Genomic DNA, 25,008 nt, shown 5'->3' on the forward strand with positions numbered 1-25,008 from the left:
GCTATGGCGCGGCGCCGGAATTTCCGCTATGGGGCCGATATCCTAAAAAGAGCGTCGCGCCATGACCCAGCCCCTGCCCCGCCATATCGCCGTGATCGATATCGGCAAGACCAATGCCAAGGTCGTGCTGATCGATGCAGCAAGCGAAGCGCTGTTGGGCACACGCAGCCGGCCCAATAGCGTGCGCCGCGATGCGCCCTATCCGCATGCCGATGTCGAGGGGCTGTGGGATTTCATCCTGAGCAGCCTTGGTGAACTGCATCGCGAGCATGGGATTGACGGGATTTCCATCACCACGCACGGCGCGACCGCGGCGCTGATGGCCGGTGATCAACTGGCGATGCCGGTACTTGACTATGAATATGATGGTCCGGAGGCGTCGGACGAAGCCTATGACAGGGCTCGTCCGGGGTTTGCCGAGACGCTGTCGCCGCGCCTGCCCAATGGGCTCAATCTTGGGGCGCAAATTTTTTGGCAATCGCGCGCGTTTCCCGAGGATTTCGCCAGGGTCACCGCGATCCTCGCCTATCCGCAATATTGGGCATGGCGCCTCACCGGCATTCTTGCCAGCGAAGTGACATCGCTCGGCTGCCACACCGATCTCTGGTCGCCGGACAGGGGCGACTTCTCGTCCATGGTCGATGCGCAGGGTTGGCGGGCTTTGTTCCCGCCCATCAAGCCCGCAGCGTCGGTGCTGGGGCCGATCCTCAATAAAATCGCTGACTTTACGGGACTGCCTGCCGATACGCCGGTCACCTGCGGCATTCATGATTCCAATGCCTCGCTGGTGCCGCATCTTGGCCGTCAGGAAGCGCCGTTCACCATTTTGTCGACCGGAACCTGGGCCATCGCCATGACGGTCGGTGGGGATACGGCAAAGCTCGATCAGGGACGCGATAGCCTGGCCAATGTCGACGCATTCGGCCGGCCTGTGCCAACGGCGCGCTTCATGGGCGGGCGCGAGTTCGACACAATCGTGGGCAAGATCGTTGCACCGAGCGAAACGGACGTGGCCGCGGTGATCGAGCGCGATGTGCAGGCGCTGCCGACATTCGCGCCCGGCGTCGGCCCTTTTGCCAATGGCAAGGGGCGCTGGACAGTGGCGCCCGAGGGCCTGACGGACGGCGAGCGTACGGCTGCGGCTTCACTCTATCTGGCGCTGGTGGCGCGCGAATGTCTCGACCTCTGCGGGCTGGGCAAGAGCATCACCATCGAGGGACCGCTGGCGCGCAATGCCGTGTTTGGCGCGGCCTTGGCGACCTTGGCCGGTCGGCCTGTGCATGCTTCGGGCGACGGCACGGGAACGAGCCTTGGGGCGAGCCTGCTGTTTGGTGGACAGCCGGCGCATGAACAGCACGACAGCCCGATCACGCCTTTGGCCCATCCGGGTTTTGCCGAATATGCGCGGCGCTGGCAGGAACGGGCTAAGACCTAGGGTGCATTGACCAGGCGGCGCTGGTACCCCATGTCTGGACAAGAGACATGGAGGACGACATGGCAGCGCCCAAGCACCGCATCATCATCATCGGCGGCGGCTTTGGCGGTATAGCGGCGGCGCAAGCGCTGGCGCGCGCCGATGTCGAGGTGCTGCTGATCGACCGGCGCAACCATCACCTGTTCCAGCCCCTGCTCTATCAGGTCGCGACAGCATCGTTGAGCCCATCGGAAATCGCTTGGCCGATCCGGCACATCTTGCGCAAGCAGCGCAATGTGCGGGTGATCATGGCGACCGTGACCGGGGTCGATGTGGCGAACAGGGAGGTGCTGATCGAGGATGGGGCGCCGGAGCGCTACGACAATCTCATCATCGCCACCGGTGCGCAGCATGCCTATTTCGGCAATGACCAGTGGGAAGAATTCGCGCCCGGGCTCAAGACGCTGGAGGACGCCACCGCGATAAGGCGGAAACTGCTGCTGGCCTTCGAGGCAGCGGAGCGGGAGTTTGACCCGCGCAAGCGCCGGGCGTTGCTAACCTTTGCGATTATCGGCGCGGGGCCGACCGGCGTCGAAATGGCGGGGGCTATCAGCGAGCTGGGGCGGGCGAGCCTTGCGGGACAGTTCCGGACCATCGCGCCCGAGGACCTGCGGGTGGTGCTGATCGAGGGGGCGGATCGCGTGCTACTCAACTTCAAGCCTGAGCTATCGGCCTATGCGCTAAAATCGCTCGAGGACCTTGGGGTCGAGGTCGAACTTGGACAGATGGTCAAAGCGATCGATGAAGAGGGTGTGACGTTCGGCGAAAAGCGCCTGGCGACCAAGACGGTAATCTGGGCGGCGGGGGTGGCGGCTTCGCCGGCCGCGAAATGGCTGGGGGCCGAGGCGGATCGTTCGGGGCGGGTAAAGGTTGAGCCGGACCTGTCGGTGCCGGGGCATCCCGAGATTTTCGTGGTGGGCGACACGGCGAGCATTGCAAAGCCGGATGGAAAGCCGGTGCCGGGCGTTGCTCCAGCGGCCAAGCAGGCAGGGACTCATGCGGCGCAGGCGGTTATGCGGCAGATCGCAGGAGAAAGCGCAAAGCAGCCGTTTGACTATGACCATGCGGGCGATCTGGCGACGATCGGCAAACAGGCGGCAGTGATCGATTTCGGTGGGATCACGCTCAAGGGCTGGATCGCCTGGTGGGTTTGGGGCATTGCCCACATCTACTTCCTGGTCGACGTGAAGAACCGCATCTTCGTCGCCATGAGCTGGCTTTGGATCTACCTGACCGGACAGCGCAGCGCGCGGCTGATCACCCACGGGCTGGCGCCAACGGCGGAGCCGATGCAGGAAATCGACGGCAAGTAGGCTCGATCAGGCTGGTTCGGGCGGAACGACGGGTCTCGCAAGCTGGCGTTCGCGCAGCCAGATATAGAGGCCACTGGCGACAATGATGGCGACGCCAAGGATGAACCAGCGATCGGGGGGCTGGTTGAAAATCAGCCAGCTCGCGACCGAAAGGTAGATGAGGCTGAGATAGCTGAAGGGCGCCAGCGTGGCGGGCGCCGCAAAGCGATGGGCGACCGAATTGAGGTAGTGTCCGCCGAGGCCGGCCGCACCCATGATGAGGAAAGCGACCCAGGAAATCGGCTGGGTGGGCCAAGCCCAATCGGTGAAGGCGACCGGCATGAGCAGGATGACGGGCGTCGCGCCGGCAAAGAACTGCTGGGTCGAGGCGGCATCGACACCGGCCAGTTTTCGCGTGAGGATCGAGAAAAGCGCGAGGAAGAAGGCACAGCCGAGGCTGAGGAAAGCGGCGGGTTGGAAAGCCTCGGACCCCGGGCGGACGATCACCAGAATGCCGATGAAGCCGACGCCAATGGCGAGCCAGCGGCGCCAGCCGACCTTGTCGCCCAGAAGCGGGCCGGACATGGCGCAGATGATCAGTGGCGAAGTGAACTGGATGGCGCTGGTGACGGTGAGCGGCAGGTAACGCATGGCGAGGAAATTGAGCCCGGTCGTCGCCAGCAGACAGACGCCACGGAGAAGCTCGAGCGTCCAGTTATTGCTCTTCATGACATTGAAGCCGCTGACGGGCACGAAGAGCAGCAAGAGGAGCGCCAAATGCACGCCATAGCGCATGAAGACGATCTGCGTCGTCGCCATGCCCTCGACCGACAGCCATTTTGCCGAAATGTCGAGCACCAGAAGGACGAGTTGGGACGCGAGCACGAGGCCAATGCCGAGGTTCGCGCGGCTTTCTATGGGTGAAACCGGGGATGCCATCAACCGCGCCCAATTTCCGCACGGTGCAGAAAGGTGCCGAAGGTTCGGGGGCGAGACATGGCTGTTCCGGGCAGACAGGAAAAGGCGGTCCCGCACCGATGCGCGATGGGGACCGCCAAGTCAATGCTCTTGTATGGAAGAAGCGCCGTTCAGAACGTCTCCGCAAGATTGCGCAGTGTCAGGGACTTTGCGAGATCGGCCGAGGTTACCTTGGCGCCGTGGCGCGGGATAAAGGTGAGATCGACCCTTTCGCCCGGAAGCAGCGTCAGGGCGTTGTCGGAGAAATAGCCCGGCACATCCACGGTTGCTGTGGCAAATAAGGCGGGCTTGTCCGTTTCGAGTGTGAGGATGGCTTGCCCGTCCCGGTCTGACCAGGTTGCTGAAATCCGGGCCTGCGATAGTTCGTGGGCCTTGTAGGGTTTGGGGAAATAGTCGTTCTCGCCGAGAATATTGCCGGCAGCATCCTTCCAGGAGAAATAGAGAAATTCATCCTGGGCCAGGTCCGCCACCGAGACGGTGGTCAGGGCGATGGCCGCATCGGCACCGATGGCGCTATTGCCCGAAAAGATCGTACGCTGGGCGCCGGAAACCGAGACGGCCTTGACCTCGAGGGCGATCGATACCGGCCTACCGGTATCATTGATGCCCTTGAGGGTGATCTCGGTGTTTTCCGCATTGGGGACGGCGACGAGATTGACCAGGCGGAAGAAGCGCTTGGCCATATACTGCATCAGCTTCCACTGCCCGCCGTAATCGAGGCTCGACCAGCTCGCTACCGGCCAGATGTCGTTGATCTGCCAATAGAGCGTGCCCATGCAGCGCGGCTTGGTGGAGCGCCAATATTCGATGGCGGTCTTGATGGCGAGGCCCTGCTGGATTTGGGACAGGAAGACCATCTGGTCGAAATCGCGCGGGAAGCGGAAATAGCGCGTCATCGTTTCGATGATGCGGGCATTGCCGCCATTGTTGCGCTGATGGTTTTCCATGACTGGAGAGGACGGATTGCGGTCCTTTTCTTCCGAGAAGGTTTCGATGACGTTCATCGAGGTGAAGGACTGGAAACCGAATTCGGAGGCAAAGCGCGGATTGACCGAGCGGTAGGCGTCAAAGCTCTTGGCCGAGTGCCAGACGTCCCAATAGTGGAGGTCGCCGCGGGTGTCCGAATGCCAGCCATCGGAAAAATCCATATAGCCCAATGAAGGCGAAGACGGCCAGAAGCGGCGGGAGGGGTCTTCATCCTCGACGATCCGGTGCAGCATGGAATTGAGGCGGTCGTAATTGGCGAGATAGCGGCCCGGGTCGGCCTTGGTTTCGGGGTACCAATTGAGCGAACCGATGACTTCGTTGTCGCCGCACCAGAGCGCGATGGAGGCATGGTGCGACAGGCGGCGGACCTGCTGGGTGATTTCGGTTTCGACCGAAGCGAGGAATTCGCGGTTGGACGGATAGCTCATGCACGAGAACATGAAATCGTGCCAGAGGAGGATGCCCAGCTCGTCGCAGAGGTCGTAGAAATAGTCCGGCTCATACTGACCGCCGCCCCAGATGCGGAGCATGTTCATATTCGCAGCCTTGGCGCTTTCCAGAAGGTCGCGGATGACCGCGGGCGTGATGCGCGAGGGGATGGCATCGGCCGGAATCCAGTTGGCGCCCATCATGGTAATGTCGCGACCATTGATGCGGCACTTGAAGGTGTGGTCGATCTCGTCTTTCTCGATGATCCATTCGAGTTTTCTGAGGCCGATCTTGCGGGTGGTGACTTCGCCTTCGAGATTGGTGGTCAACTCATAGAGCGGTTGGGCGCCCTGCCCGGCTGGCCACCAGATTTTGGGATTGTGGATAGTCACATTGTGGGTGAAGACGTTTTCGCCCTTTTGCACCGCAACCTTATCGGTGATGGTCTGGCCATCGATCGTGTGTTCGAGTTCGACCTCGCCATGGGCAAAAGCGAAGACACGCGTTTTGATCGAGAGTTCAACGCCCTTGGCGCCATGGGTCTGTTCGACCTCGACGCTGTCCTGGCGGGCGAGGCGCGATTTGCGCAGGGCCATGGTGCCATAGACACCGACCGGCATGGTGCAGATGCCCCAATCCCACCCCGCATGGCAGGCCGCCTTGCGGATGAAGTTCATGTGGATGCCCTTCAGGCCGTTGGTCTGGTAATTGTAGGTGAAGGGGATCGGGAAAGGATGCGCGTCGGAGCGGGCTTTGGCGACATCGGGCGCGACGCCGAATTCGATACGCAGGGTATTTTCGCCCTGATGCACCTTGCCGGTGACATCGATATCGTGCCGCACGAAGCTGTTGTCGGTGCGGGCGATGATTTCGCCATTAAGGAGGATGGTGGCGATGCAGTCGACTTCCGAGAGGGTCAGGGACAGATAGCCGGCAATGTCGGCAGCCGAGGCTTCAAAGCGGCGTTCGACATGCCATTCCGTTTCGCCCACCCACATGACGACCTTCTCGTTCTCCCCGAAATAGGGATCGGGAATGAGATCGGCAGCCAGCAAGGCGCCATGGACATCGCCGGGAAGCGCAATTGACGTCGTGATATTGCGCGACGGCGCGGTGAGGCCATAGGCGCCGCTCAGGTCAAGCGCGGTGTTGAAACTGGAAATGGTCAAGTCGTCCTCCTGCCGACCGCAGCCGGCACCTCTGGCAGTTGCAAAACCAACTACCGAAATCGATTTCGGAGGCGTTTGTAGCGGGAAGCGCGGCGCCTTCCAATGGCCGCAGAAAGGTTTTTTACGGCCATTGCATCGTTGCCAATGCAAAATTGGCCGCGTGGGGTGGCCAGCGCCGCAGATTTACTGATCTGTTAGGAAATCTAGGCTTAGGCTCGCCATATAAAGGGCAGTGCCATGTCAGTATTCCGGCGCCTGGGCCGTATCATTTTTGAATCACCGGGGTCGGCGGAACTGTCGCTGGCCCAATGGCACGCACTTAAGCGCCAAGTGCCGCTAATGTACGCCATGTTGCTGGCCAATATGATCATTCTAGCGGCAACCCATTTTTCGAGCGCACCAAAATATCTGACGGTGCTTGTGCCTGTAGTTTTTACTCTGCTTTGCGGCGCGCGCATTCTGCGCTGGGCGCGCGGAGATGGCACGACGATCACGCCCGGTCAGGCTCGGCGCGACATCAAGGCCATGGTGGTGATGGGGCCGGTCATCGCTGTCGGTTTTGCGGGCTGGGCGCTTAGCCTCTACCCCTATGGCGATGCGCTGCAGCAGTCGCACATCGCCTTCTTCATGGCCGTAACAACCATTGGCTGCATGTTCTGCCTGCTCAACGTGCGCAAAGCGGCCGTGGCGATCGGCGCCTGTGTTCTCATCCCCTTCACGGTCTTCTTCATTCTGACCGGACAGCCGGTATTCGTCGCCATTGCGCTGAATATGGTTCTGGTGACGGCGACGCTGACGACCATTCTGCTCGACAATTATCGCGACTTTACCGGGCTCGTTGCCTCGCGGCAGGAAATGGCGCTGAAGCAGGAGGAAACCCAGCACTTGCTCGATGAAAACCATCGCCTCGCCTGGCTGGATAGTCTTACCGGCGTGCCCAATCGTCGTTCGTTTCAAAAGGAACTGGCGCGGGCCCTGGACGAAGCCAAGGCCAAGGGACGAACCATTGCCGTGGCGCGGCTCAATCTCGATCGCTTCAAGGCGGTGAACGAGATTTTTGGCCAGATTGCCGGCGACCGCGTGCTGATCGAGATCGCGCAGCGGATTGACGTCAACCGGCCGTTCTCGTCCTTTCTTGCACGCCTCGACAGCGACAATTTCGCTGTCATCCTGACCGAAAATTCGACAGGGCCCAATCTGGAGCGGCTCGGCCAGCGGCTTTGCGATGCGATCGCACGGCCGATCAAATTGCCGTCGGGCACGGCCCATGTCACCGCCTCCATGGGCGTTGCGGCATCTGGCCCCGAGGACACGCCGGAAACGCTGTTCGACCACGCCGACTATGCCGGATTGCTCGCCAAGCGCGACGCGCGCGGCGGCACCATGGTCTTTTCGGCCATCGATGCCCACGATCTCAGGCAAATCCGGCGCATGGAGCACCTGCTGCATACGGCGGATCTGGACGAAGAAATCTACATCGTGTTGCAGCCACAGTTTGATATCGCCATTGGCGAGACGACGGGCTTTGAAGTGCTGGCGCGCTGGCGGAGCCCAGTCCTCGGCGAGGTATCCCCTGCCGAATTCATCCCCATGGCCGAGCGCTTGGGCCAGATCGGGCGGATTACCCAGATCGTCTTGCGTAAGGCGCTGGCGATCAGCGAAAAACTGCCGCGCCGCATGCGTCTTTCGGTCAATCTCTCGGCCAACGATATCGGCTCGCCCGCAGCCATCGACGCTGTCATTGCGCAGGTCGAGGCCGCACCACGTCCGAGCCGCGTCGATTTCGAAATCACCGAGACGGCGATCATGCGCGATCTCGATCAGGCCAGGGAGGCCTTGTCGCGCCTCCTCAGTCTTGGGGCACGAATTGCCCTCGACGATTTCGGCACCGGGCATTCCAGTCTTACCCATGTGCAGCGCCTGCCGCTGCATCGCATCAAGATCGATCGCAGTTTTGTTGCCGAGGTGACGAGCGATCCAACCAGCCGCGCCATCGTCAAGACCATGGTCGATCTCTGCCGAAACCTCGGCATGTCCTGCGTTTTCGAAGGGATCGAAACCGAAGCGCAACTCGAAGCGCTTGCCGGCCTCGGTGGCACGGTGATGCAGGGCTACCTTTTCGGACGGCCGATGATGCCGGAGATGGCCCTCGCCCATGCAGAGAAAAGCGATGCAGGTTGGCGGCCTGAGCGCAACCAGCGCTTTGGTGCGGCGAGCTGATCCCGGAAATATCTGCCTTCATCTGTCGAAACCCGCCTTATCGCTTCGTCGTGAAAGCGAACGGACGATAGCTGGTCCACAGCACAAGGCAGGGCAAAATGATCAGGACAGGTTGGGTATTGAGCGCGCTGGTGACGCTCTTTCTTTTGGGGGCTTCGGCTGCACCGAAACTCATCAATTCGCCACTAGCGCTCGAACCTCTCGAAGTGGTGGGCTGGCCGGCAAAGTACTTGTTGCTGATCGGGATTACCGAGGTGGCCGTGGCGGTGCTTTACATCATTCCGCGGACTGCGCTGCTCGGTGCGGTGCTGATGACGGGGCTGCTGGGGGCAGCGCTGGCGGCAAATCTGCGGGTGGACAATCCGCTTTTCAGCCATACGCTGTTCAGCATTTATCTCGGGGTTTTCGCCTGGATCGCTCTATGGCTGCGAGAGCCGAAATTGCGGGCGCTGTTCCCGTTCACCCGCTGAACGAAAAAGCCCCGGCACTTGGCCGGGGCTTTCCTTTACTGAGCCGCTTCCAGGTCCAGGAAACCACCGGATTGGCGTTCCCAGAGCATGGCGTAGTGGCCGCCCGAGACGAGGAGTTGGGCGTGGGTGCCCTCTTCCACGATTTTCCCCTTTTCGAGCACGACGAGCCGGTCCATGGCCGCGATGGTCGAGAGGCGATGGGCGATGGCGATCACCGTCTTGCCCTGCATGAGCATGGTGAGCTGTTCCTGGATCGCCGCTTCGACCTCGGAATCGAGGGCGGAAGTGGCTTCGTCGAGCACCAGGATCGGCGCGTTCTTGAGCAAGACGCGGGCGATGGCGACGCGCTGGCGCTGGCCGCCGGATAGTTTTACGCCGCGTTCGCCGACATGGGCGTCGTAACCCCTGCGGCCCTGCGGATCGGAAAGGCCCATGATGACGTCGTGGACATTGGCCTGTTCGGCCGCCAGCATCATTTCCTCATCGCTGGCCCAGTGGCGGCCATATTTGAGGTTTTCGCGGACGGAACGATGCAGCAGGGACGTGTCCTGGCTAACAAGACCGATGGCGGCGCGGAGGCTTTCCTGGGTCACCGAGCGAACGTCGTGTCCGTCGATCTTGATCGAGCCGTCCTGCACGTCGAACATGCGCAGGGCGAGGTTGACCAGTGTCGATTTGCCCGAGCCGGAGCGGCCGACGAGGCCGATCTTTTCGCCGGGTTTCACCATGAGGCTGAACTCGTCGATGACTGACCCTTCTTTGCCGCGCCAATAGTTGAAGCTGACATTGTCGTAGTGCAGCTCGCCCCTGGTGACGGCAAGGGGTTTGGCCTCCGGTTCGTCAAGCATGGTCAGGGGTTGGGCGATGGTGTCCATCGAGTCCCGCGTCGTGCCGATCTGACGGAAGATGTTGGAGCCGATTTCGAGGATCCAACCGCTCATGTTCATGATCTGCAAAGCGAAGGGAATGGCCGTTGCCACCGCGGCGGCGGTAAGGGCGCCATTGTTCCAGCCCGCGAGGGCCAGCCAGGTGACCGAGACCACGAGGCCTGCGTTGAGCATGAACAGGATCGACCACATATAGGTGAACACCCGCATCAATTTGCGGAAACTCACGGCGTGGTCGAGGACGCTGTCGGCGACGTATTTGTCCTCGTGCTCGCCGGAGGCGAAGGTCTTGAGCGTCTGGATATTGGTGTAGCTATCGACGATGCGGCCGGTCATCACCGATTTGCTCTCCGAAAGCTCTTCGGAATAACGGGCGATGAGCGGCATGGTGATGGAAAAAAGCACCGCATAGAGCAGCAGCCAGACACCGATCGGCACCAGCAATACCGGGTCGAGCTGGGCCAGGACGACAATGGCCACAATGACAAAGACCAGCGCATACCAGGCGGCGTCGATGGTGAGATTGACGCCGATTTCGATGGCTTCGCCGGCTTGGATGACCTTGTTGGCGATGCGGCCGGCAAAGTCGTTCTGGAAGAAGGTCCAGCTTTGCCGGATGACGTGCCAGTGGCTTTGCCAGCGGATGAGATCGACCAGGTTCGGCACGATGCCGTGGTTGCGGATCAGCGTGTCGAAAAAGAAGGTCAGCGGCCGGACGAGGACCACGACAAAGATCATCCAGAGGAAGGTCTGGCCGTGAAGGTCGAAGATTTCGCCGGGATTGGTGGTCGCCAGCATGCCCACCACCATGCCGACGAAAACCGGCATGAGCGCATCGGCTATCGAACCAATGGCGACAAGACCAATGCGGATGGCGAAAGCGCCTTTGAGCTGGGCGACGAAGTAGCGAACGAATGGAGTAAGGCCCATGGGCGGCTGGCGGTTTTTGGCCAGGGCGATGGGCGAATAGAGATTGTCGAAGAAGTCGATGACGCGGTTGAACATTTTCTGCTCATTGTTTGAGCCGCGCCTGAAAGAACCTTTTCAGTCGGTTCGTATCAGGTTCGGTGCCTATCGGTGGGTTTGGGTTGGCTGGGGGCAAATGCACCGGGCTGATTGCCTTCATGTCGCGTCATAATGATATCTCCCATTTGGGATCTCCTCTGGTTGGCGCCCTCCACCATGGAGGGCGTGTGAAAACTGTTGGGACGGCGGCGCTTACTGCGCCGCGTCCTCGACCTGGTCCATCTCCAGGAACCCGCCCGATTGGCGCGCCCAGAGCTGGGAATAGATGCCGCCCGAATCCACGAGCTCGGCATGGGTGCCCTGCTCGACGATCGTGCCCTTATCGAGCACCACCAGACGGTCCATCATGGCGATGGTCGACAGGCGATGCGCGATGGCGATCACGGTCTTGCCGCGCATCAAGAGCTCAAACTGGCTCTGGATAGCCGCTTCGACCTCGGAGTCGAGAGCGGACGTTGCTTCATCCAGCACCAGAATGGGCGCATTTTTCAAGAGCACACGCGCGATGGCGATGCGCTGGCGCTGACCGCCGGAGAGCTTTACGCCACGCTCACCCACATGGGCGTCATAGCCCAGGCGCCCCTTGTAGTCCGAGAGGTCGGCGATGAAGTCGTGCGCCTCGGCAAGCTTGGCGGCTTCGATCATCTCTTCTTCGGTCGCGTCGGGGCGACCATAGACGATGTTGTCCCGCACGGAGCGATGCAGCAGCGACGTATCCTGGGTCACAACGCCGATATTGGCGCGGAGGCTGTCCTGCTGGATGGTCGAGATGTCATTGCCATCCACCAGAATGCGGCCACCCTGCCGATCGTAAAAGCGCAGCAGCAGATTGACGATGGTCGATTTGCCCGCGCCGGACCGGCCGACAAGGCCGATTTTTTCGCCCGGACGGATATTGAGGTTGAGGCCCTCGATGACGCCCGACGACTTCCCATAATGGAAAGAGACGTTATCGAACTTGATGTCGCCTTCGACGCGGCCGATGGGCTTGGCATCGGACTGGTCCGAGACGACGCGCGGCAGCGAGATGGAATTGATCCCATCCTTGACCGTGCCGATGTTCTCGAACAGCGAGGACATTTCCCACATCACCCACTGGCTCATGCCCTGGAAACGCATGACGAGGCCAAGCGACACGGCAAGCGCGCCCGGGCTCATGATCCCCTGCATCCAGAGCCATATGCCCGTCGCGCCGACCGAAAAGAGCAACAGGGCATTGGACCACAGGACCAGCATGTTGAGCCAGGTGAAGAACCGCATCTGGCGATAGACGGTGCCCAGGAAATCGTCCATCGCCTCGCGGGCATAGGATTCTTCGCGATTGGAATGGCTGAAGAGTTTCACGGTCGCGATATTGGTGTAGCTATCAACGATGCGCCCGGTCATCATCGAGCGCGCATCGGCCTGGGCCTGCGAAATCTTGCCCATGCGCGGGATGAAATAGACCATCAACGCCACATAGGCGGCGAGCCAGACGAGGAAGGGAATGGCCAGGCGCCAATCCGCCGCAGCGGCCAGAATGACAGCGCCGGTAAAATACACGACGACATAGACCAGCATGTCCAAGAGCTTCATGACCACTTCGCGCACGGCGAGCGAGGTCTGCATCAGCTTGGCACCAATGCGGCCGGCAAACTCGTCCTGGAAGTAGCTCATCGACTGGCGAATGAGATAGCGATGCGCCATCCAGCGGATACGCTGCGGGAAATTCCCGAGCAGCGTCTGGTTCATGGTGAGCGTCGACAAAAGCGCAAAAGCGGGGAGGATGAAGACAATCATCGCGCCCATGAAGGCCAGCTTCCAGCCGTCCGTCTCCAGGAACGTCTTCGGATCGGCGCCAGCGAGCCAATTCACCACATCGCCGATGAAGCTGAAGACGAGGATTTCGCCGATCGCAACGGCAGCGGCGGCGAAGGCCATCAATGCCAGCCACTTCTTTGCACCGTGGCTATAATGCAGACAAAAAGCGAGAAGACCCTTAGGTGGCTCGGTGGGCTCTCCCGCGGGATAAGCGTCCAGCTGTTTTTCAAACCATTTCAGCACGTGGGTCACCATATATATATTGTCCGGAAGGACACCGTGGCCGAACGCTAAGTGACGGCTATGACAGCGGCCGTCAGCAGAGGCTGGCGATGGACGATCCATCCAGGGAAATTTCAAAGACCGCGCTCGATACGTTTTCAAGGAAACGCAGAGGAGCCGCGTGGCGTTTAGCCCAGGCCTTCCTCCCCAATACCGTCCCAATTGGCATTGAAGAATTGGGCTATGCAGCCAAGAGCGGCGTAGCATACACAAAAGGCTAGAGTCGGCTGTTGCCGGTTGGCCACATTCGACCGTCAGAAAATAACGTTGCACTGGACCGTTTCATGCGCACCGAAACCGAGCACACCATCTTCCTCAAGGACTACGCGCCGACGCCCTATCGCGTCGTTGCTGTGGACATGGATTTCAAGATCACTGAGGCGGTGACGCGCGTTCGGACGCAGATGACGGTGGAGCCCCGCCCCGAGACGGCGCCCGGTACGCCGCTGGTGCTGGACGGCGATGGACTGACCTTGCAATCGATCGCCATCGACGGCCTGCCGATGATGCTGTCGGCCTATGCGACCGACGACAATGGCCTGACCGTGGTCGAGCCGCCCTTCCGGCGCTTCGTGCTTGAAACCGAGGTCAGTCTGACGCCCGAGACCAATACCAAGCTGATGGGGCTTTATCGCTCGAGCGGCACCTGGTGCACGCAGTGCGAGCCCGAAGGCTTCCGGCGCATCACCTATTACCTCGACCGCCCGGATATTCTGGCGCCCTTCAAGGTGCGCATTACCGCGCCGCGCGATATTGCCCCGGTGCTGCTCTCGAACGGCAATCTCATCGATAAGGGCGATGCTGGCGACGGCACGCACTTTGCGGTTTGGGAAGATCCGTTCCCCAAGCCTGCCTATCTCTTCGCCCTCGTTTCCGGCGATCTCGGTTCAATCACCGACACTTTTACGACGATGAGCGGCCGCAAGGTCGATCTCGCCATCTATTGCACCCATGGCAAGGAAGCCGAATGCGCCTATGCCATGGACAGCCTCAAGCGCTCGATGGCCTGGGACGAGAAGCGCTTTGGCCTCGAGTATGATCTCGACGTGTTTAATATTGTCGCCGTTGCTGATTTCAATTTCGGCGCGATGGAGAACAAGGGCCTCAACATCTTTAACGACAAACTGGTGTTTGCCCTGCCCGAGACGGCGAGCGATGCCAATTTTGCCAATATCGAGCGCGTCATTGCGCACGAATATTTCCACAACTGGACCGGCAATCGCATCACCTGCCGCGACTGGTTCCAGCTCTGCCTCAAGGAAGGCCTGACGGTCTATCGCGACCAGGAATTTTCCTCGGACGAGCGCAGCCGCCCGGTGCAGCGCATCCATGACGTTGAAAACCTGCGGATCACGCAGTTCCCCGAGGATGGCGGCCCCCTGGCCCATCCGCCGCGGCCGGACCACTATCGCGAGATCAACAATTTTTACACGACAACCGTCTACCAGAAGGGCGCGGAAGTCGTCCGCATGCTGGCAACGCTTTTGGGCGAAGCCGGCTTCCGCAAAGGTATGGACCTTTATTTCGAGCGCCATGACGGCGAGGCGACGACCATCGAGGCTTTCCTCAAGGTTTTCGAGGACGCGACCGGCACGGATCTCAGCCAGTTTTCGCGCTGGTATCTCAATGCCGGCACGCCTGACGTCACGGCCAACGACAGCTATGACGCAGCGAACCAGACCTACACCCTGACCCTCTCCCAAAAAACCGCGCCGACGCCGAACCAACCGGACAAGCCGCCCTTCGTGATCCCCGTCAAATTCGGCCTTATCGGGCCCAATGGCAGCCCCATGGGCTGGACCAACGTCAGCGGCGGCACGATCAATGATGATCTCATCATTCTCGATGACGACAGCGTCACGCTAACCTTTACCGGTGTAGCCAATCGCCCGGTTCCCTCGCTATTCCGCGGGTTCTCCGCGCCGGTAAAACTCACGACCACCCGGAGCCAGCAGGACCTGCTGTTCCTGGCGCGGCATGACAGCGATCCATTCAATCGCTGGGACGCATTGCAGACGGTCGCCACCCAATTGCTGGCTGCGGCGGCTACCGGCCAGACGCCGGCATCGAGCGATCTAGACGCGCTGCGTCAGGCAATCCTCGACACGCTCGGTGATCCGGCACTCGACCATGCCTTCAAGGCGCAGGTCATTGCCATGCCTGGCGAAACGGTGATCGCGCGACAGATCGGCCGGGATGTCGATCCGAACGCCGTGGCGGAAGCGCGGCGCGCGCTGATCCGCGCCATTGTCGAGCCCGCGGCAGAGCACCTTGAGGCGCTTCATGCCCAATTGCAGGTCAGCGAGCCCTATAACCCCGGCGCCGCCCAGGCGGGCCGCCGCTCGCTGCGCAATGGTCTTTTGTCGCTGCTCACGGCCGGATCGGATCGCGGCGCGGCTCTTGCCGAAGCGCAATATCACGCGGCCTGCAATATGACCGACCGCTATGCGGCCCTGGCCATTTCGGCTCATAACTGGACGCCGGCCGCCCCGGCCCTGCTCGGCGACTTCCGCACCCGTTTTGGTGGCGATCCGCTGGTGTTCGACAAGTGGCTGGTTGCCTCTTCACAGGCGCCGGACGACGCAGCAATCGAGCGGCTGCAGGCCATTCTGGCGGCGCCGGATTTTCCGCGCACCAATCCCAACCGCTTGCGCGCGCTGCTCGGCAGCTTCGTCATGAGCAATCCGGCGCAGTTCGCCCGGGCCGATGGCCTCGGTTTCCGCTTCGTGACGGAAGCGTCGGCGGAGATCGACAAGGTCAATCCCCAGGTTGCCGCGCGTATCCTCACCGGCTTCCGCATCCTGCCGCTGCTCGAAAGCGGACGCCGCGATGCTGGCCGCGCCGCACTCGAAGCGCTGAGGAATCAACACACGCTCAGCCGCAATACCGGCGACATCGTCGAACGAATCCTGGCGGGCTAAACACGCGGCATTTTGCGCAAATGACATGCCTCCCCACCTCAAAAGGGGGAGGCATCGCTATTTTCGGCCGCGCATCCCACGGAACCGCGTTTTTCGCAGGGCTGTGGAAGGATTTTTCTTTTCGCCTAAGTGATTCAAGAGACTCACGTTTTGGCGCCGGGCCCGCAAAGGCACAAACACCCCTATGGACAAGTCCCCTCGGGGTGATTCATTACTTGTTAACGAGCAAATCGCTTCGGGGCTAAACCCTTAAAATTACGGAGAATTTCATGCGGCCGTCGGAGGTATCCGGCGCCGATGCTGATGGATTCGGCATGGGCGATGGACAGGATTTTCGGCGCCTCCGCCGCCAGGGCACGGCCGCCCCCCGCGGGTTCAGACAACGTGTCCTGACGCCGATGACGCTGGCTGTCGCTGCCACGGCATTCGCCGCTGCGACGCTCTTCATCGTTTACGACGTCATCACGACGCTGGGCGAGGTCAAGCGCGAGCTCTCCCTGATCGGCGCCACGGTCGCCGCGCGCGTTGCCAACGAGCCCCCCACTTTGGCCGAAACGACGCTCGCGAGCACGCCGAGCGATTTTCCGGGCATTACCCGGGCCCGTTTTGTCGAAGCAGAGGCCGATTTCGGCGATTTCTTCTCTCACGCGGTGCCAGCGGGATCGCATGGTCTGCTCAGCGTTCAGGCCGAGCAATCGGGCGCAGTCGGTGCCTTGGCCGGGCGCGGCGCAGCAGCCCTGGCGCTGGCTGGCCTCGTGACCGCACTGACGCTGCGCCGTCGCCGGGGCGAGGCTATGCCCGACCCGATGGAGCGCCACACCTATCGTACCCTTACATCGGCCATCCCCATGGGCATTGCCTGTTGGACCACCGATGGCCGGATGATCGTCTGCAATGGCGATTATCGCGAGCGCTTGCGGCTTGATAGCGACGCCATTACCTATCCCGAAGCGTTGGGGCGGCTGCTATCCGGCGGTTATATGAAGCTGTTGCGCGAAGAGAGCGGCAATCGCCTGTTGGAACTGCATCAACAAGACGGCTCCTGTCTTTTGATCGACGAACGTCCCCTGCCCGATGGCGGGTTCATGACGATCCTGTCCGACGAAACCGAGCGCCGGCGCACCGACGTTCTGCTCTCGACCATCCGCGAGGAACAGCGCCTGCTTGCGCGCCGCTACCACGAAGAAAAAATCCGCGCCGAGGCGGCCAGCCGCGCCAAGACGAATTTCCTCGCCCATCTCAGCCACGACATTCGCACCCCGCTCAACCATATCATCGGCTTTGCCGAACTGATGGAATGCGAGACTTATGGCGCGCTGGGCGATCCGCGCTATGCCGAATATGTGCAGTCGATCAAGAACTCCGGCGAGCATCTGCTCAATTCCTTCGGCGCCATTCTCGATCTCGCCGAACTCGAAAACGGCCAAAAAGTGCTGCGCGCCGATGCCGTGCCGCTCGATGAGGTTATTACGGCCACCTGTCGCCGTTTCAGCGGCCAGGTCGCCCGCGCGGGCCTAGCGCTCTCGGTCAATTCCGAGACAGGTGCAGTGCTCTGCGGCGATCGCCTCGCCTTTGTGCGCATGGTCGGGAATATCGTCGAGAACGCCATTCGCTTCACTCCCGCCGGTGGCAAGCTGACGCTGGCGACCTTTGCCGCCGACGATGGCGTTGTCATCGAGGTCACCGATACCGGCATCGGTATGAGCGAGGAACGGCTTTCAAGCCTCAGCCAGCCCTTCGCTTTGGGCGATGCGACTTTCACCCGCGAGGGTGTCGGCCCGGGGCTCGGCATTTCCATTTCGCGCGCCATAGCGGAACTAAGCGGGGGCCGCATGGTCATCGACTCGTCGCCGTCGGTCGGCACGACGGTCGCCATTTCGCTCCCCCTCGACGCGCGGCACAGCGCAGCGACGGTAGCGGCCTAGATCATGATCAACCGCGTGTGGCACGAAACGCATCGTCTGGGCCCGAAAGCCAACCTCGATGATCGGGTTGCCTGGCACATCGAGCACGCCAAGCTTTGCGGCTGCCGTGAAATGCCCGAGAGCATCAAGGCAGAACTGGCCAAACGCGGCATCACGCTACCCGAACGGCGCGGCTAAAGCGTCCGCGCCGCTTCGTACCAAGCCGCAGCCGCCGCCGCGACTTCTTCCTGCATTTCGGAAATATCGAGAGCAAGAAGCTTGAAATCGGGGTAGTGGCAGAGCTGCGCCAGCAATTCCTGGAATGCCGGAGACCAGGCATCGTCCTTGAACGGGCTGACGAGAGCCGAACTCATCACCTGCAAGACAGTCGCATAGATGGTGTGGATTTCGGCAAGCCGCTTGCCCTTGGGCACGAGGCCAATCTGGCCCAGACGCGCAAGAACCTCGGCCGGGGGCGCCTGCGGCAGGTCAATTCGTGCGCCCGCGACCAGTTGCGCCGACTGGGCGACGAATTCAAGATCGATAAGGCCGCCATTGGCGAGTTTTAGATCGAAAGCGTGGCGCGGTTTGCGTTCTTTGGCCATCAACGCACGCATGCTCATCACGTCATCGATGATTTTGCCGTTGTCGCGCGGCAAGGCCATGACCTCGGCGACTTCGCGCTCGACCACAGTGGGCAGGTCGCCCGTCCCGGCGACGACGCGAGCACGGCTGAGGGCCAGGTGTTCCCAGGTCCAGGCCTCGCCGCGCTGATAGGAGCGGAACGAGGCAAGACTGGTGGCCAGCGGCCCGGCATTGCCCGAGGGTCGCAGTCGCATGTCGGTTTCGTAGAGCACGCCTTCGCTGGTCGGCGCAGCCAGCGCAGCGACCAGGCGCTGGGTCAGGCGCGCGAAATAGTGCGAGGGGGCCAGCGGACGCTCGCCATCGGACTCAATATCGGGCGCGTCATAGAGCAGGATGAAATCGAGGTCGGAGGTGACGGTCATTTCCCGGCTCGCCATCTTGCCGAAGGCGAGGAGCACTGTGGACGCGCCGGCTATCCGGCCATGACGACGCGCGAACTCTTCCTGCACGCTGGCAAAGAGGCGATTGAGCAAGGTTTCCGCCAGCGCCGTGAACTGTTCGCCCGCCATGGTGGCGCTGACCGTGCCAGAGAGAAGGCCCGCCGCTATGAGGAATTTTTGCTCCTGCCCGATGATGCGGGCGCGGTCGATCAGTTCTTCATAGGTGCGGGCATCGGCGAGGAAAGAACCGACCTTGGCGACCAGCACGTCGCGATGGGTGACATCATTGGCGAAAGCCGGATCGATCAAGCCGTCCACGACATGGGCGCGATGGATCACCGCCTCGGCCATGCGCGGCGCCGAGGCCATGAACTGCACCAGCAGCGAGCGCAATTGGGCGTGGTTGCGCAACAACGCAAAGAGTTGCACGCCGCCGGGCAGGCGGGAGAGAAAATCGTCCATGCGCGCAAGGCCGAGATCGGCGCTGCCGGCATTGGCCAGCGTCGTCAGGAGCGCAGGCAGCAGTTCTGTCAGATGCGCTCGCGCCGCGGCGCTGCGGGTAGCGGCATAGCTGCCATAGTGCCACTTGCGCACGGTTTCGATGGCCTTGTGCGCATCGGCAAAACCCATATTCGTCAGGGTTTCGAGCGTGTTCGGATCGTCATCGCTGCCGGTGAAGACGAGATTGCCCTCCACCGTGCCCAAAGTCTCGCCTTCGGTGAAAAGTTCGGCGTAGTAGCGCGCGACACGCTCCAGGGCAGCACGATATTTGGCTTCGAAAGCCTGCAAGTCCGGCTGGCCCATCAACCGGCCGATAACCGCCACGGCTTCGGGCGTGCCTGGCATGATGTGCGTCTGCTCGTCGCGCAGCATCTGCAGGCGGTTTTCGACGGCGCGGAGATACCAATAGGTCTCGGTGAGTTCGCTCGCCGTCTTCGGACTGATCCAGTTAGCAGCCGCCAAAGCCGCCAAAGCCTGCGACGTCGGGCGTACGCGCAGCGCCTTGTCGCGGCCGCCGGCGATCAACTGCTGGGTCTGGGCGAAAAACTCGATCTCGCGAATGCCACCGCGTCCGAGTTTGACATTGTGCCCCTCGACGCGAATGTCGCCAACGTTCTTCGACACATTGATCTGGCGTTTCATCGCCTGGATATCGGCGATAGTCGCAAAGTCCAGATGCTTGCGCCAGACATAGGGTGCCAGTTCCTTGACGAAGGCTTCGCCGACTTGCTTGTCGCCCGCACAGGGCCGCGCCTTGATCCAGGCGGCGCGCTCCCAGTTCTGCCCGCGCACTTCATAATAGGCGAGCGCGGCATCGACCGAGAGCGCCACGGGCGTCGAACCCGGATCGGGGCGCAAGCGCAGATCGGTGCGGAAGACATAGCCATGGGCCTGATGGTCCTCCATCAGCCCCACCAGCTTCTGCACCATGCGCGAATAGATTTTCGTGCCTTCGGTGGGATCGACCAGCACCGGCTTTTGCGGATCGAAGAAGGCGACAATGTCGATATCGGAGGAGTAATTGAGCTCGCGCCCGCCGTGTTTGCCCAGGGCAAAAAGTGCAAGGCCGGAATTCTTGGCCAGCGCTTCTTCACGGGGAAGCACGAGTTGCCCCTTGTCGAAGGCCTGACGCATGAGGAAGTCGAGCGCCGCTTCAAGTGCTGCATCGGCGAGATCTGATAGTGCTTCGGTCGCTTGCGCTGTCGTCCAGACACCGCCGGTTTCCGCCACCGCCGCCAGAAGCGCCGTGCGCCCCTTGGCGACGCGGAGGGTCTGACCAAGGCCTGCCTCGTCCGCCGTAGTGCCGGCGGCGAACACCGCAGCAATCAGCTCGGCGAAGACGGCGTCCGGCCCGCGCTCGAGCGCATCGGCCAGCCATTCTGCATGCGTGTGCGCCAGATCGAGCAAATAAGGCGCCGATTGCAGCAGCGTGCCGAGCGTCGGCGCTGCCGCCTTGAAGGCAGGCACGGCCCCTCCCGGCAATTCGGCCAGAAGTGAGTCAAAACCGGGATGAGGGATGGCGGGCAAGGGCGCGAGATTGGTGCTCATGAAAGAGGCATATCCCGCCACCAAGACGTCAGCAAGCCGCGCTCAGCCCTTTGTGGCGTCGCTTTCCCCAGAGCCCGAAAGTTCGTCCAGAACGCGCCTTTCATCGTCGGAAAGGGCTTCACCTCTGGGCTTCGACGGCGACCGCCGCACGGCCCAGAACAGACCGAACAACCCGAGCGCCAAAAGCACCGGCGCCGCGATCCAGAGGATCAGCGTGTGATTGTTGAGCCGGGGGTTGAGCAGCACATATTCGCCGTAACGATCGACAAGATATTGCTCCACCTCGGCATTGCTATCGCCCGCCACCAGCCGCTCGCGCACCAGAATGCGGAGATCGCGCGCGAGGTCAGCGTCGCTGTCGTCGATGGACTGGTTTTGGCAGACGAGGCAGCGCAGGCCCGCCGAAATATCGCGAGCGCGCTGTTCCAGCACCGGATCGCCCAGCATCTCGTCAGGCGAAACGGCAAGAGCGGGCATGACAAGGCAAAAGAGCAAGGCGAAGAGCGCAAGAAAACGCTTCATTCCGCCGGCTCCATCGCCGGCTTTGCCGCGCGTTGTGGAGCCCCGACACGCAGGCGCCTATCGGTCAAAGACAGCACGCCGGCACCGGCCATGACCAGTGCCCCGATCCAGATCAGCAGGATATAGGGTTTGTACCAGATGCGGACCACATGGGTGTCATCGAGCGGCTCGCCCAGCTGCAGGTAGAACTGCGACAGCCCGTATGTCTCGATCGCCGCTTCCGTGGTCGGCATGCCGCTCGCCACATAGGTGCGGCGCTCCGCGGCCAATTGCTTGGTGCCGCCGCCCGGCGCGGTGACCGTGAAATGCCCGGTATCGGCCATGTAGTTCGGCCCCGGAATCTGCTCGAAACTATCGAAGGCGAGCGTATAGCCGCTGAGTTCCGTCGTCTCGCCGGGATTAAGCGTCGTGACCAGTTCGGTCTCCCAGGCGGTGACCGAGACAATGCCGAGCACGGTCAGCCCCAGCCCCATATGCCCAAGCGCCGTCGACCAGATGGTGCGCGGCAGGCCAACAAGGCGACGAACGCTTTCGCCCACCGGAATTCGGCCGATGCGGCCACGCTCGATCAATTCGGCAAAGGCGCCGAAGGTCACCCAGAAGCCGAGCAACAGCCCGAGTGGCGCCAGCGAAATGGAAATACCGCCGAGCGCCGAAACCAGAATGGTAAGGAAAATGGCGAGACCCGCCGCCCCCACCAGCCGCTGCCCCGCCGCCACGAGATCGGCGCGCTTCCACGGCAGCAGCGGTCCAAACGGCAATACCAGCAGCAGCGGCGCCATCAGTGCACCGAAGGTGAGATTGAAGAAAGGCGCACCAACCGAAATCGTCGTTCCCGCCAACGCGTCGAGCAGCAGCGGATAGAGCGTGCCGACCAGGATCGCGCCCACCGCCGTCGCGAGGAACAGGTTGTTGAGAATAAGCGCGCCTTCGCGGCTGATCGGCGCGAAGAGACCACCCTGCCGCAGCGTGCTGGCGCGCGTGGCAAAAAGCAGGAAGGCGCCGCCGATCAGCACGGCGAGCATGGTCAGGATAACGAGGCCGCGCGTCGGGTCGCTGGCAAAGGTATGGACCGAGGTCAGAATGCCCGAGCGTACGAGGAACGTGCCGAGCAGTGACAGCGAGAAGGTGATGATGGACAGAAAGATCGTCCAAATCTTCAGCGCATTGCGCTTTTCCATCACCAGCGCCGAATGCAGCAACGCCGTGCCCGCGAGCCAGGGCATGAAGCTGGCATTTTCGACCGGGTCCCAGAACCACCAGCCGCCCCAGCCGAGCTCGTAATAGGCCCAGTAGGAACCCATCGCGATGCCGAGGGTGAGAAAAATCCAGCTCAACATGGTCCAGGGCCGCACCCAGCGCGCCCATGCCTGATCGATGCGCCCCGAGATCAACGCCGCCATGGCAAAGGAGAAGCAGATCGAAAAGCCGACATAGCCGGCGTAGAGAAGCGGGGGATGAATGGCGAGGCCGATATCCTGCAGGATCGGGTTGAGGTCCGTCCCCTCAAGCGGGGGCGGAGACATCCGCGCGAAAGGATTGGACGTAAAGAGCGTGAAGCCACCAAAGGCGGCAACGAGGAGGCTCTGCGCACCGAGCACCAGATTGAGCAGGTCAGCCGGCAGGCGCCGGCCAAAAGCCGCCACCAGCGCGCCAAACAGTACGAGGATCAGAATCCAGAGCAGAAGCGAGCCTTCGTGATTGCCCCAGACGCCGGAGATCTTGAAAATCAACGGCTTGAGCGAGTGGGAATTGTCCACCGCGAGCTTGAGCGAAAAATCCGAAGTGACAAAGGCTTGCACCACGGCGAGGAAGGCCACGGCCACCAGCACGAATTGCAGGATCGAGGCCTGCGCCAAAACCTGCGCCAGCCGCTGGCCGTTTCGCCAGAATAACAACCCACCCAGCGCCGAAACCGCGGCGATGGCACAGGCAAGGATCAGCGCAAAATGACCAAGCTCGATGCTCACGGCGTCGCAGTCTCCGGCCGCCATTCGCCCTGGGCTTTCAGCGCATCGACGACTTCACGCGGCAGATAGTTCTCGTCGTGCTTGGCCAGCACATTGGTGGCGACAAAAGAGCCGTCGGGACCAATCGCGCCCTCGGCGACCACACCCTGCCCTTCACGGAACAGATCAGGAAGAATGCCGACATAGCTGGCGGCAATTTCAGTGGCGCCGTCGGTCACGACAAAAGCGTTCGACTGCCCCTCGCGCACCCAACTCCCGTTCTTGACGAGGCCGCCGAGGCGAATGGGATGACCGGGCTCAACGCCGCGCGTTTGAACGTCGGTAGGCGAATAGAAGAACACGATCTGATCGCGCAGTGCCGTCAGCACCAGTGCGGCGGCGATCACCAGCACAACGCCAAGCCCGGCAATGACAGCCAGGCGTTTCTGCTTGCGCGACCAGCCTTTGCGGCGAACGGCAGACGGCATGGTCATTGCTCAGCTCCATTGAGTTTGAGGCCCGCGGCAAGAGCCATGCTGTCAAGCTCGCCCCGATCGAAAGCCGCAGGATAGGCGGCGACCGCACCGTCATAAGCCGTTTGGGCATTGGGCAGGTCGCCAAGCACGATGTAGGAACGCACCAGTTGTGACCATTCCTCGACCGTTCCTCCATCAGCATAAAGCCGGGTAGAGAGGCTGCCCACCATGCCGCGGATCATCTCTGCCTGATCCTGCGCACTCGTATCGAAGCCATCGTTTTCTGCCACGGCAAGTCCCTGCCGTGCTGCCGTCAGCCAGGGCTCGTTGCCCTGCGCCAGATCGAGGGCCTCGCGCCAGAAGCGGATGGCATCTTCATATTGGCCCATGCGGGTCAATTCGGCGCCAAGGTAAAGGCGCGACTGGACGTGGTTCGGGTCCATGTCCGCGGCCGTGCGCAAAAGCCCCATGGCCTCCTCCGATCCCGCGCCATCGGCGGCCAGCAGCAGCGCCTCGGCCCGATCGGTCAGCAATTGGGCAGTCGGTTCGGAGAGATCGATGATGCGGCCATAGGCATTGGCGGCCTCGGCAAAGCGTCCGACTTCGAGAAGCGCCGGCGCCAGCACCGTCCACCCGCGCAGATCATTGGGATCAGTGGTCAACCGCTCCTCGATGCGCGCAATGGCGCTGCCGAGATCCATGGTCTGCGCCGCAACATCGGCACGACCGGCAAGCGGCTGGGCGGGAAGGTTCGGGCTGCCGAGAAAGGCGTAGAGGCCGAGCGCCAGAGCGGCGACCAGCCCTAGACCAACAAACAGTGTACTCCGCCCCATTTCGCGCGTGGATTGAGGCGCAGCCTCCGCCTTGGCGCGCAACATTTCGCGGGCCAATTCGCCCTTGGCGCCAACGGCTTCCTCGGCGCCAATCTTGCCGGCGGCGAGATCGGCGTCGATCCCGGCCAGGACGAGGCGGAATTGGCTGTTGGCATCAGCGGTTTCGGCGGCGCTCACGTTGACCATGCGACCGCGCCCCGCGTACAACAACGCGGCGCAGGCAATGGCGGTGACTGCAATGGCGATCAACCAGAAAATCATGGGCCCCAGACGCTTGCTTTTCTCAACGAGCAAGGTTGGGTCCTCTATAAGCCC

General features: G+C 61.8%; 16 protein-coding genes. 7 read left to right on the plus strand and 9 right to left on the minus strand.

All coding sequences use genetic code 11. From position 1 onward, the window contains the following. Positions 1-61 precede the first annotated feature (61 nt). Together ASD83_RS07450 and ASD83_RS07455 are read left to right on the plus strand one after the other, a co-directional pair. Positions 62-1,435 carry an FGGY-family carbohydrate kinase gene (locus ASD83_RS07450; protein ID WP_056309304.1) on the plus strand — a complete coding sequence of 458 codons (1,374 nt, stop codon included), beginning with the start codon at positions 62-64 and terminating at the stop codon, positions 1,433-1,435. Between the two features lie 59 nt (positions 1,436-1,494). Next, positions 1,495-2,787 (plus strand): NAD(P)/FAD-dependent oxidoreductase, encoded by a 1,293-nt coding sequence (locus ASD83_RS07455; RefSeq protein WP_056309986.1) that lies wholly within the window; start codon positions 1,495-1,497, stop codon positions 2,785-2,787. Between the two features lie 6 nt (positions 2,788-2,793). On the opposite strand, the gene ASD83_RS07460 is transcribed toward ASD83_RS07455, so the two are convergent. Further along, positions 2,794-3,705 (minus strand): DMT family transporter, encoded by a 912-nt coding sequence (locus tag ASD83_RS07460; RefSeq protein WP_056309305.1) that lies wholly within the window; start codon positions 3,703-3,705, stop codon positions 2,794-2,796. 149 nt (positions 3,706-3,854) lie between these two features. Further along, positions 3,855-6,329, minus strand: a complete 2,475-nt coding sequence (locus ASD83_RS07465; protein ID WP_056309307.1) for a beta-mannosidase — start codon at positions 6,327-6,329, stop codon at positions 3,855-3,857. Positions 6,330-6,566: 237 nt separating this feature from the next. On the opposite strand from ASD83_RS07465, the gene ASD83_RS07470 reads away from it, so the two are divergent. Together ASD83_RS07470 and ASD83_RS07475 are read left to right on the plus strand one after the other, a co-directional pair. Continuing rightward, positions 6,567-8,549 (plus strand): putative bifunctional diguanylate cyclase/phosphodiesterase, encoded by a 1,983-nt coding sequence (locus ASD83_RS07470; protein ID WP_082561003.1) that lies wholly within the window; start codon positions 6,567-6,569, stop codon positions 8,547-8,549. Between the two features lie 98 nt (positions 8,550-8,647). Beyond that, the gene (locus ASD83_RS07475) at positions 8,648-9,019 is read left to right on the plus strand and encodes a DoxX family protein (RefSeq protein WP_056309311.1); all 372 of its coding nucleotides are present in this window, start codon (positions 8,648-8,650) and stop codon (positions 9,017-9,019) included. Positions 9,020-9,054: 35 nt separating this feature from the next. Here the strand turns inward: ASD83_RS07475 and ASD83_RS07480 are convergent, their stop codons facing one another. Both ASD83_RS07480 and ASD83_RS07485 read right to left on the minus strand, forming a co-directional pair. After that, on the minus strand, positions 9,055-10,911 hold the full coding sequence (locus tag ASD83_RS07480) for an ABC transporter ATP-binding protein (protein ID WP_056309313.1): 1,857 nt from the start codon (positions 10,909-10,911) through the stop codon (positions 9,055-9,057). A 213-nt stretch (positions 10,912-11,124) separates the two neighbouring features. Further along, entirely contained in the window at positions 11,125-12,975 is a 1,851-nt protein-coding gene (locus ASD83_RS07485; protein ID WP_274532575.1) for an ABC transporter ATP-binding protein, read from the minus strand. Positions 12,976-13,298: 323 nt separating this feature from the next. Here ASD83_RS07485 and pepN point away from each other — a divergent pair, with 323 nt between their 5' ends. The 3 genes from pepN to ASD83_RS21110 all read left to right on the plus strand — a co-directional run bounded on the left by pepN (position 13,299) and on the right by ASD83_RS21110 (position 18,037). Next, positions 13,299-15,935: an aminopeptidase N gene (gene pepN / locus ASD83_RS07490; RefSeq protein ID WP_056309316.1), complete on the plus strand. Its 2,637-nt coding sequence runs from the start codon at positions 13,299-13,301 to the stop codon at positions 15,933-15,935. 269 nt (positions 15,936-16,204) lie between these two features. Next, entirely contained in the window at positions 16,205-17,860 is a 1,656-nt protein-coding gene (locus ASD83_RS07495; RefSeq protein WP_056309318.1) for a sensor histidine kinase, read from the plus strand. Between the two features lie 3 nt (positions 17,861-17,863). Next, positions 17,864-18,037, plus strand: a complete 174-nt coding sequence (locus ASD83_RS21110) for a hypothetical protein (protein WP_162249132.1) — start codon at positions 17,864-17,866, stop codon at positions 18,035-18,037. Here ASD83_RS21110 and ASD83_RS07500 read toward each other — a convergent pair. Genes ASD83_RS07500 through ccmI form a run of 5 tightly spaced genes read right to left on the minus strand, consistent with a single transcriptional unit; the run spans position 18,034 to position 24,987 of the window. Further along, positions 18,034-20,913, minus strand: a complete 2,880-nt coding sequence (locus tag ASD83_RS07500; RefSeq protein ID WP_056309320.1) for a bifunctional [glutamine synthetase] adenylyltransferase/[glutamine synthetase]-adenylyl-L-tyrosine phosphorylase — start codon at positions 20,911-20,913, stop codon at positions 18,034-18,036. The two genes, ASD83_RS21110 and ASD83_RS07500, sit on opposite strands and share 4 nt — an antisense overlap. 42 nt (positions 20,914-20,955) lie before the next feature. Then, the gene (locus tag ASD83_RS07505; protein WP_056309322.1) at positions 20,956-21,435 is read right to left on the minus strand and encodes a cytochrome c-type biogenesis protein CcmH; all 480 of its coding nucleotides are present in this window, start codon (positions 21,433-21,435) and stop codon (positions 20,956-20,958) included. Further along, positions 21,432-23,405 carry a heme lyase CcmF/NrfE family subunit gene (locus ASD83_RS07510; RefSeq protein ID WP_056309988.1) on the minus strand — a complete coding sequence of 658 codons (1,974 nt, stop codon included), beginning with the start codon at positions 23,403-23,405 and terminating at the stop codon, positions 21,432-21,434. The genes ASD83_RS07505 and ASD83_RS07510 overlap by 4 nt, the downstream gene beginning before the upstream one ends. Further along, positions 23,402-23,878, minus strand: a complete 477-nt coding sequence (ccmE, locus tag ASD83_RS07515) for a cytochrome c maturation protein CcmE (RefSeq protein WP_082561004.1) — start codon at positions 23,876-23,878, stop codon at positions 23,402-23,404. Before ccmE ends, ASD83_RS07510 begins: the two co-directional genes overlap by 4 nt. Next, positions 23,875-24,987 (minus strand): c-type cytochrome biogenesis protein CcmI, encoded by a 1,113-nt coding sequence (gene ccmI, locus ASD83_RS07520; protein ID WP_162249133.1) that lies wholly within the window; start codon positions 24,985-24,987, stop codon positions 23,875-23,877. The genes ccmE and ccmI overlap by 4 nt, the downstream gene beginning before the upstream one ends. Positions 24,988-25,008: the final 21 nt, after the last annotated feature.

Source organism: Devosia sp. Root685, assembly GCF_001427875.1.
Classification (GTDB): Bacteria; Pseudomonadota; Alphaproteobacteria; order Rhizobiales; family Devosiaceae; genus Devosia.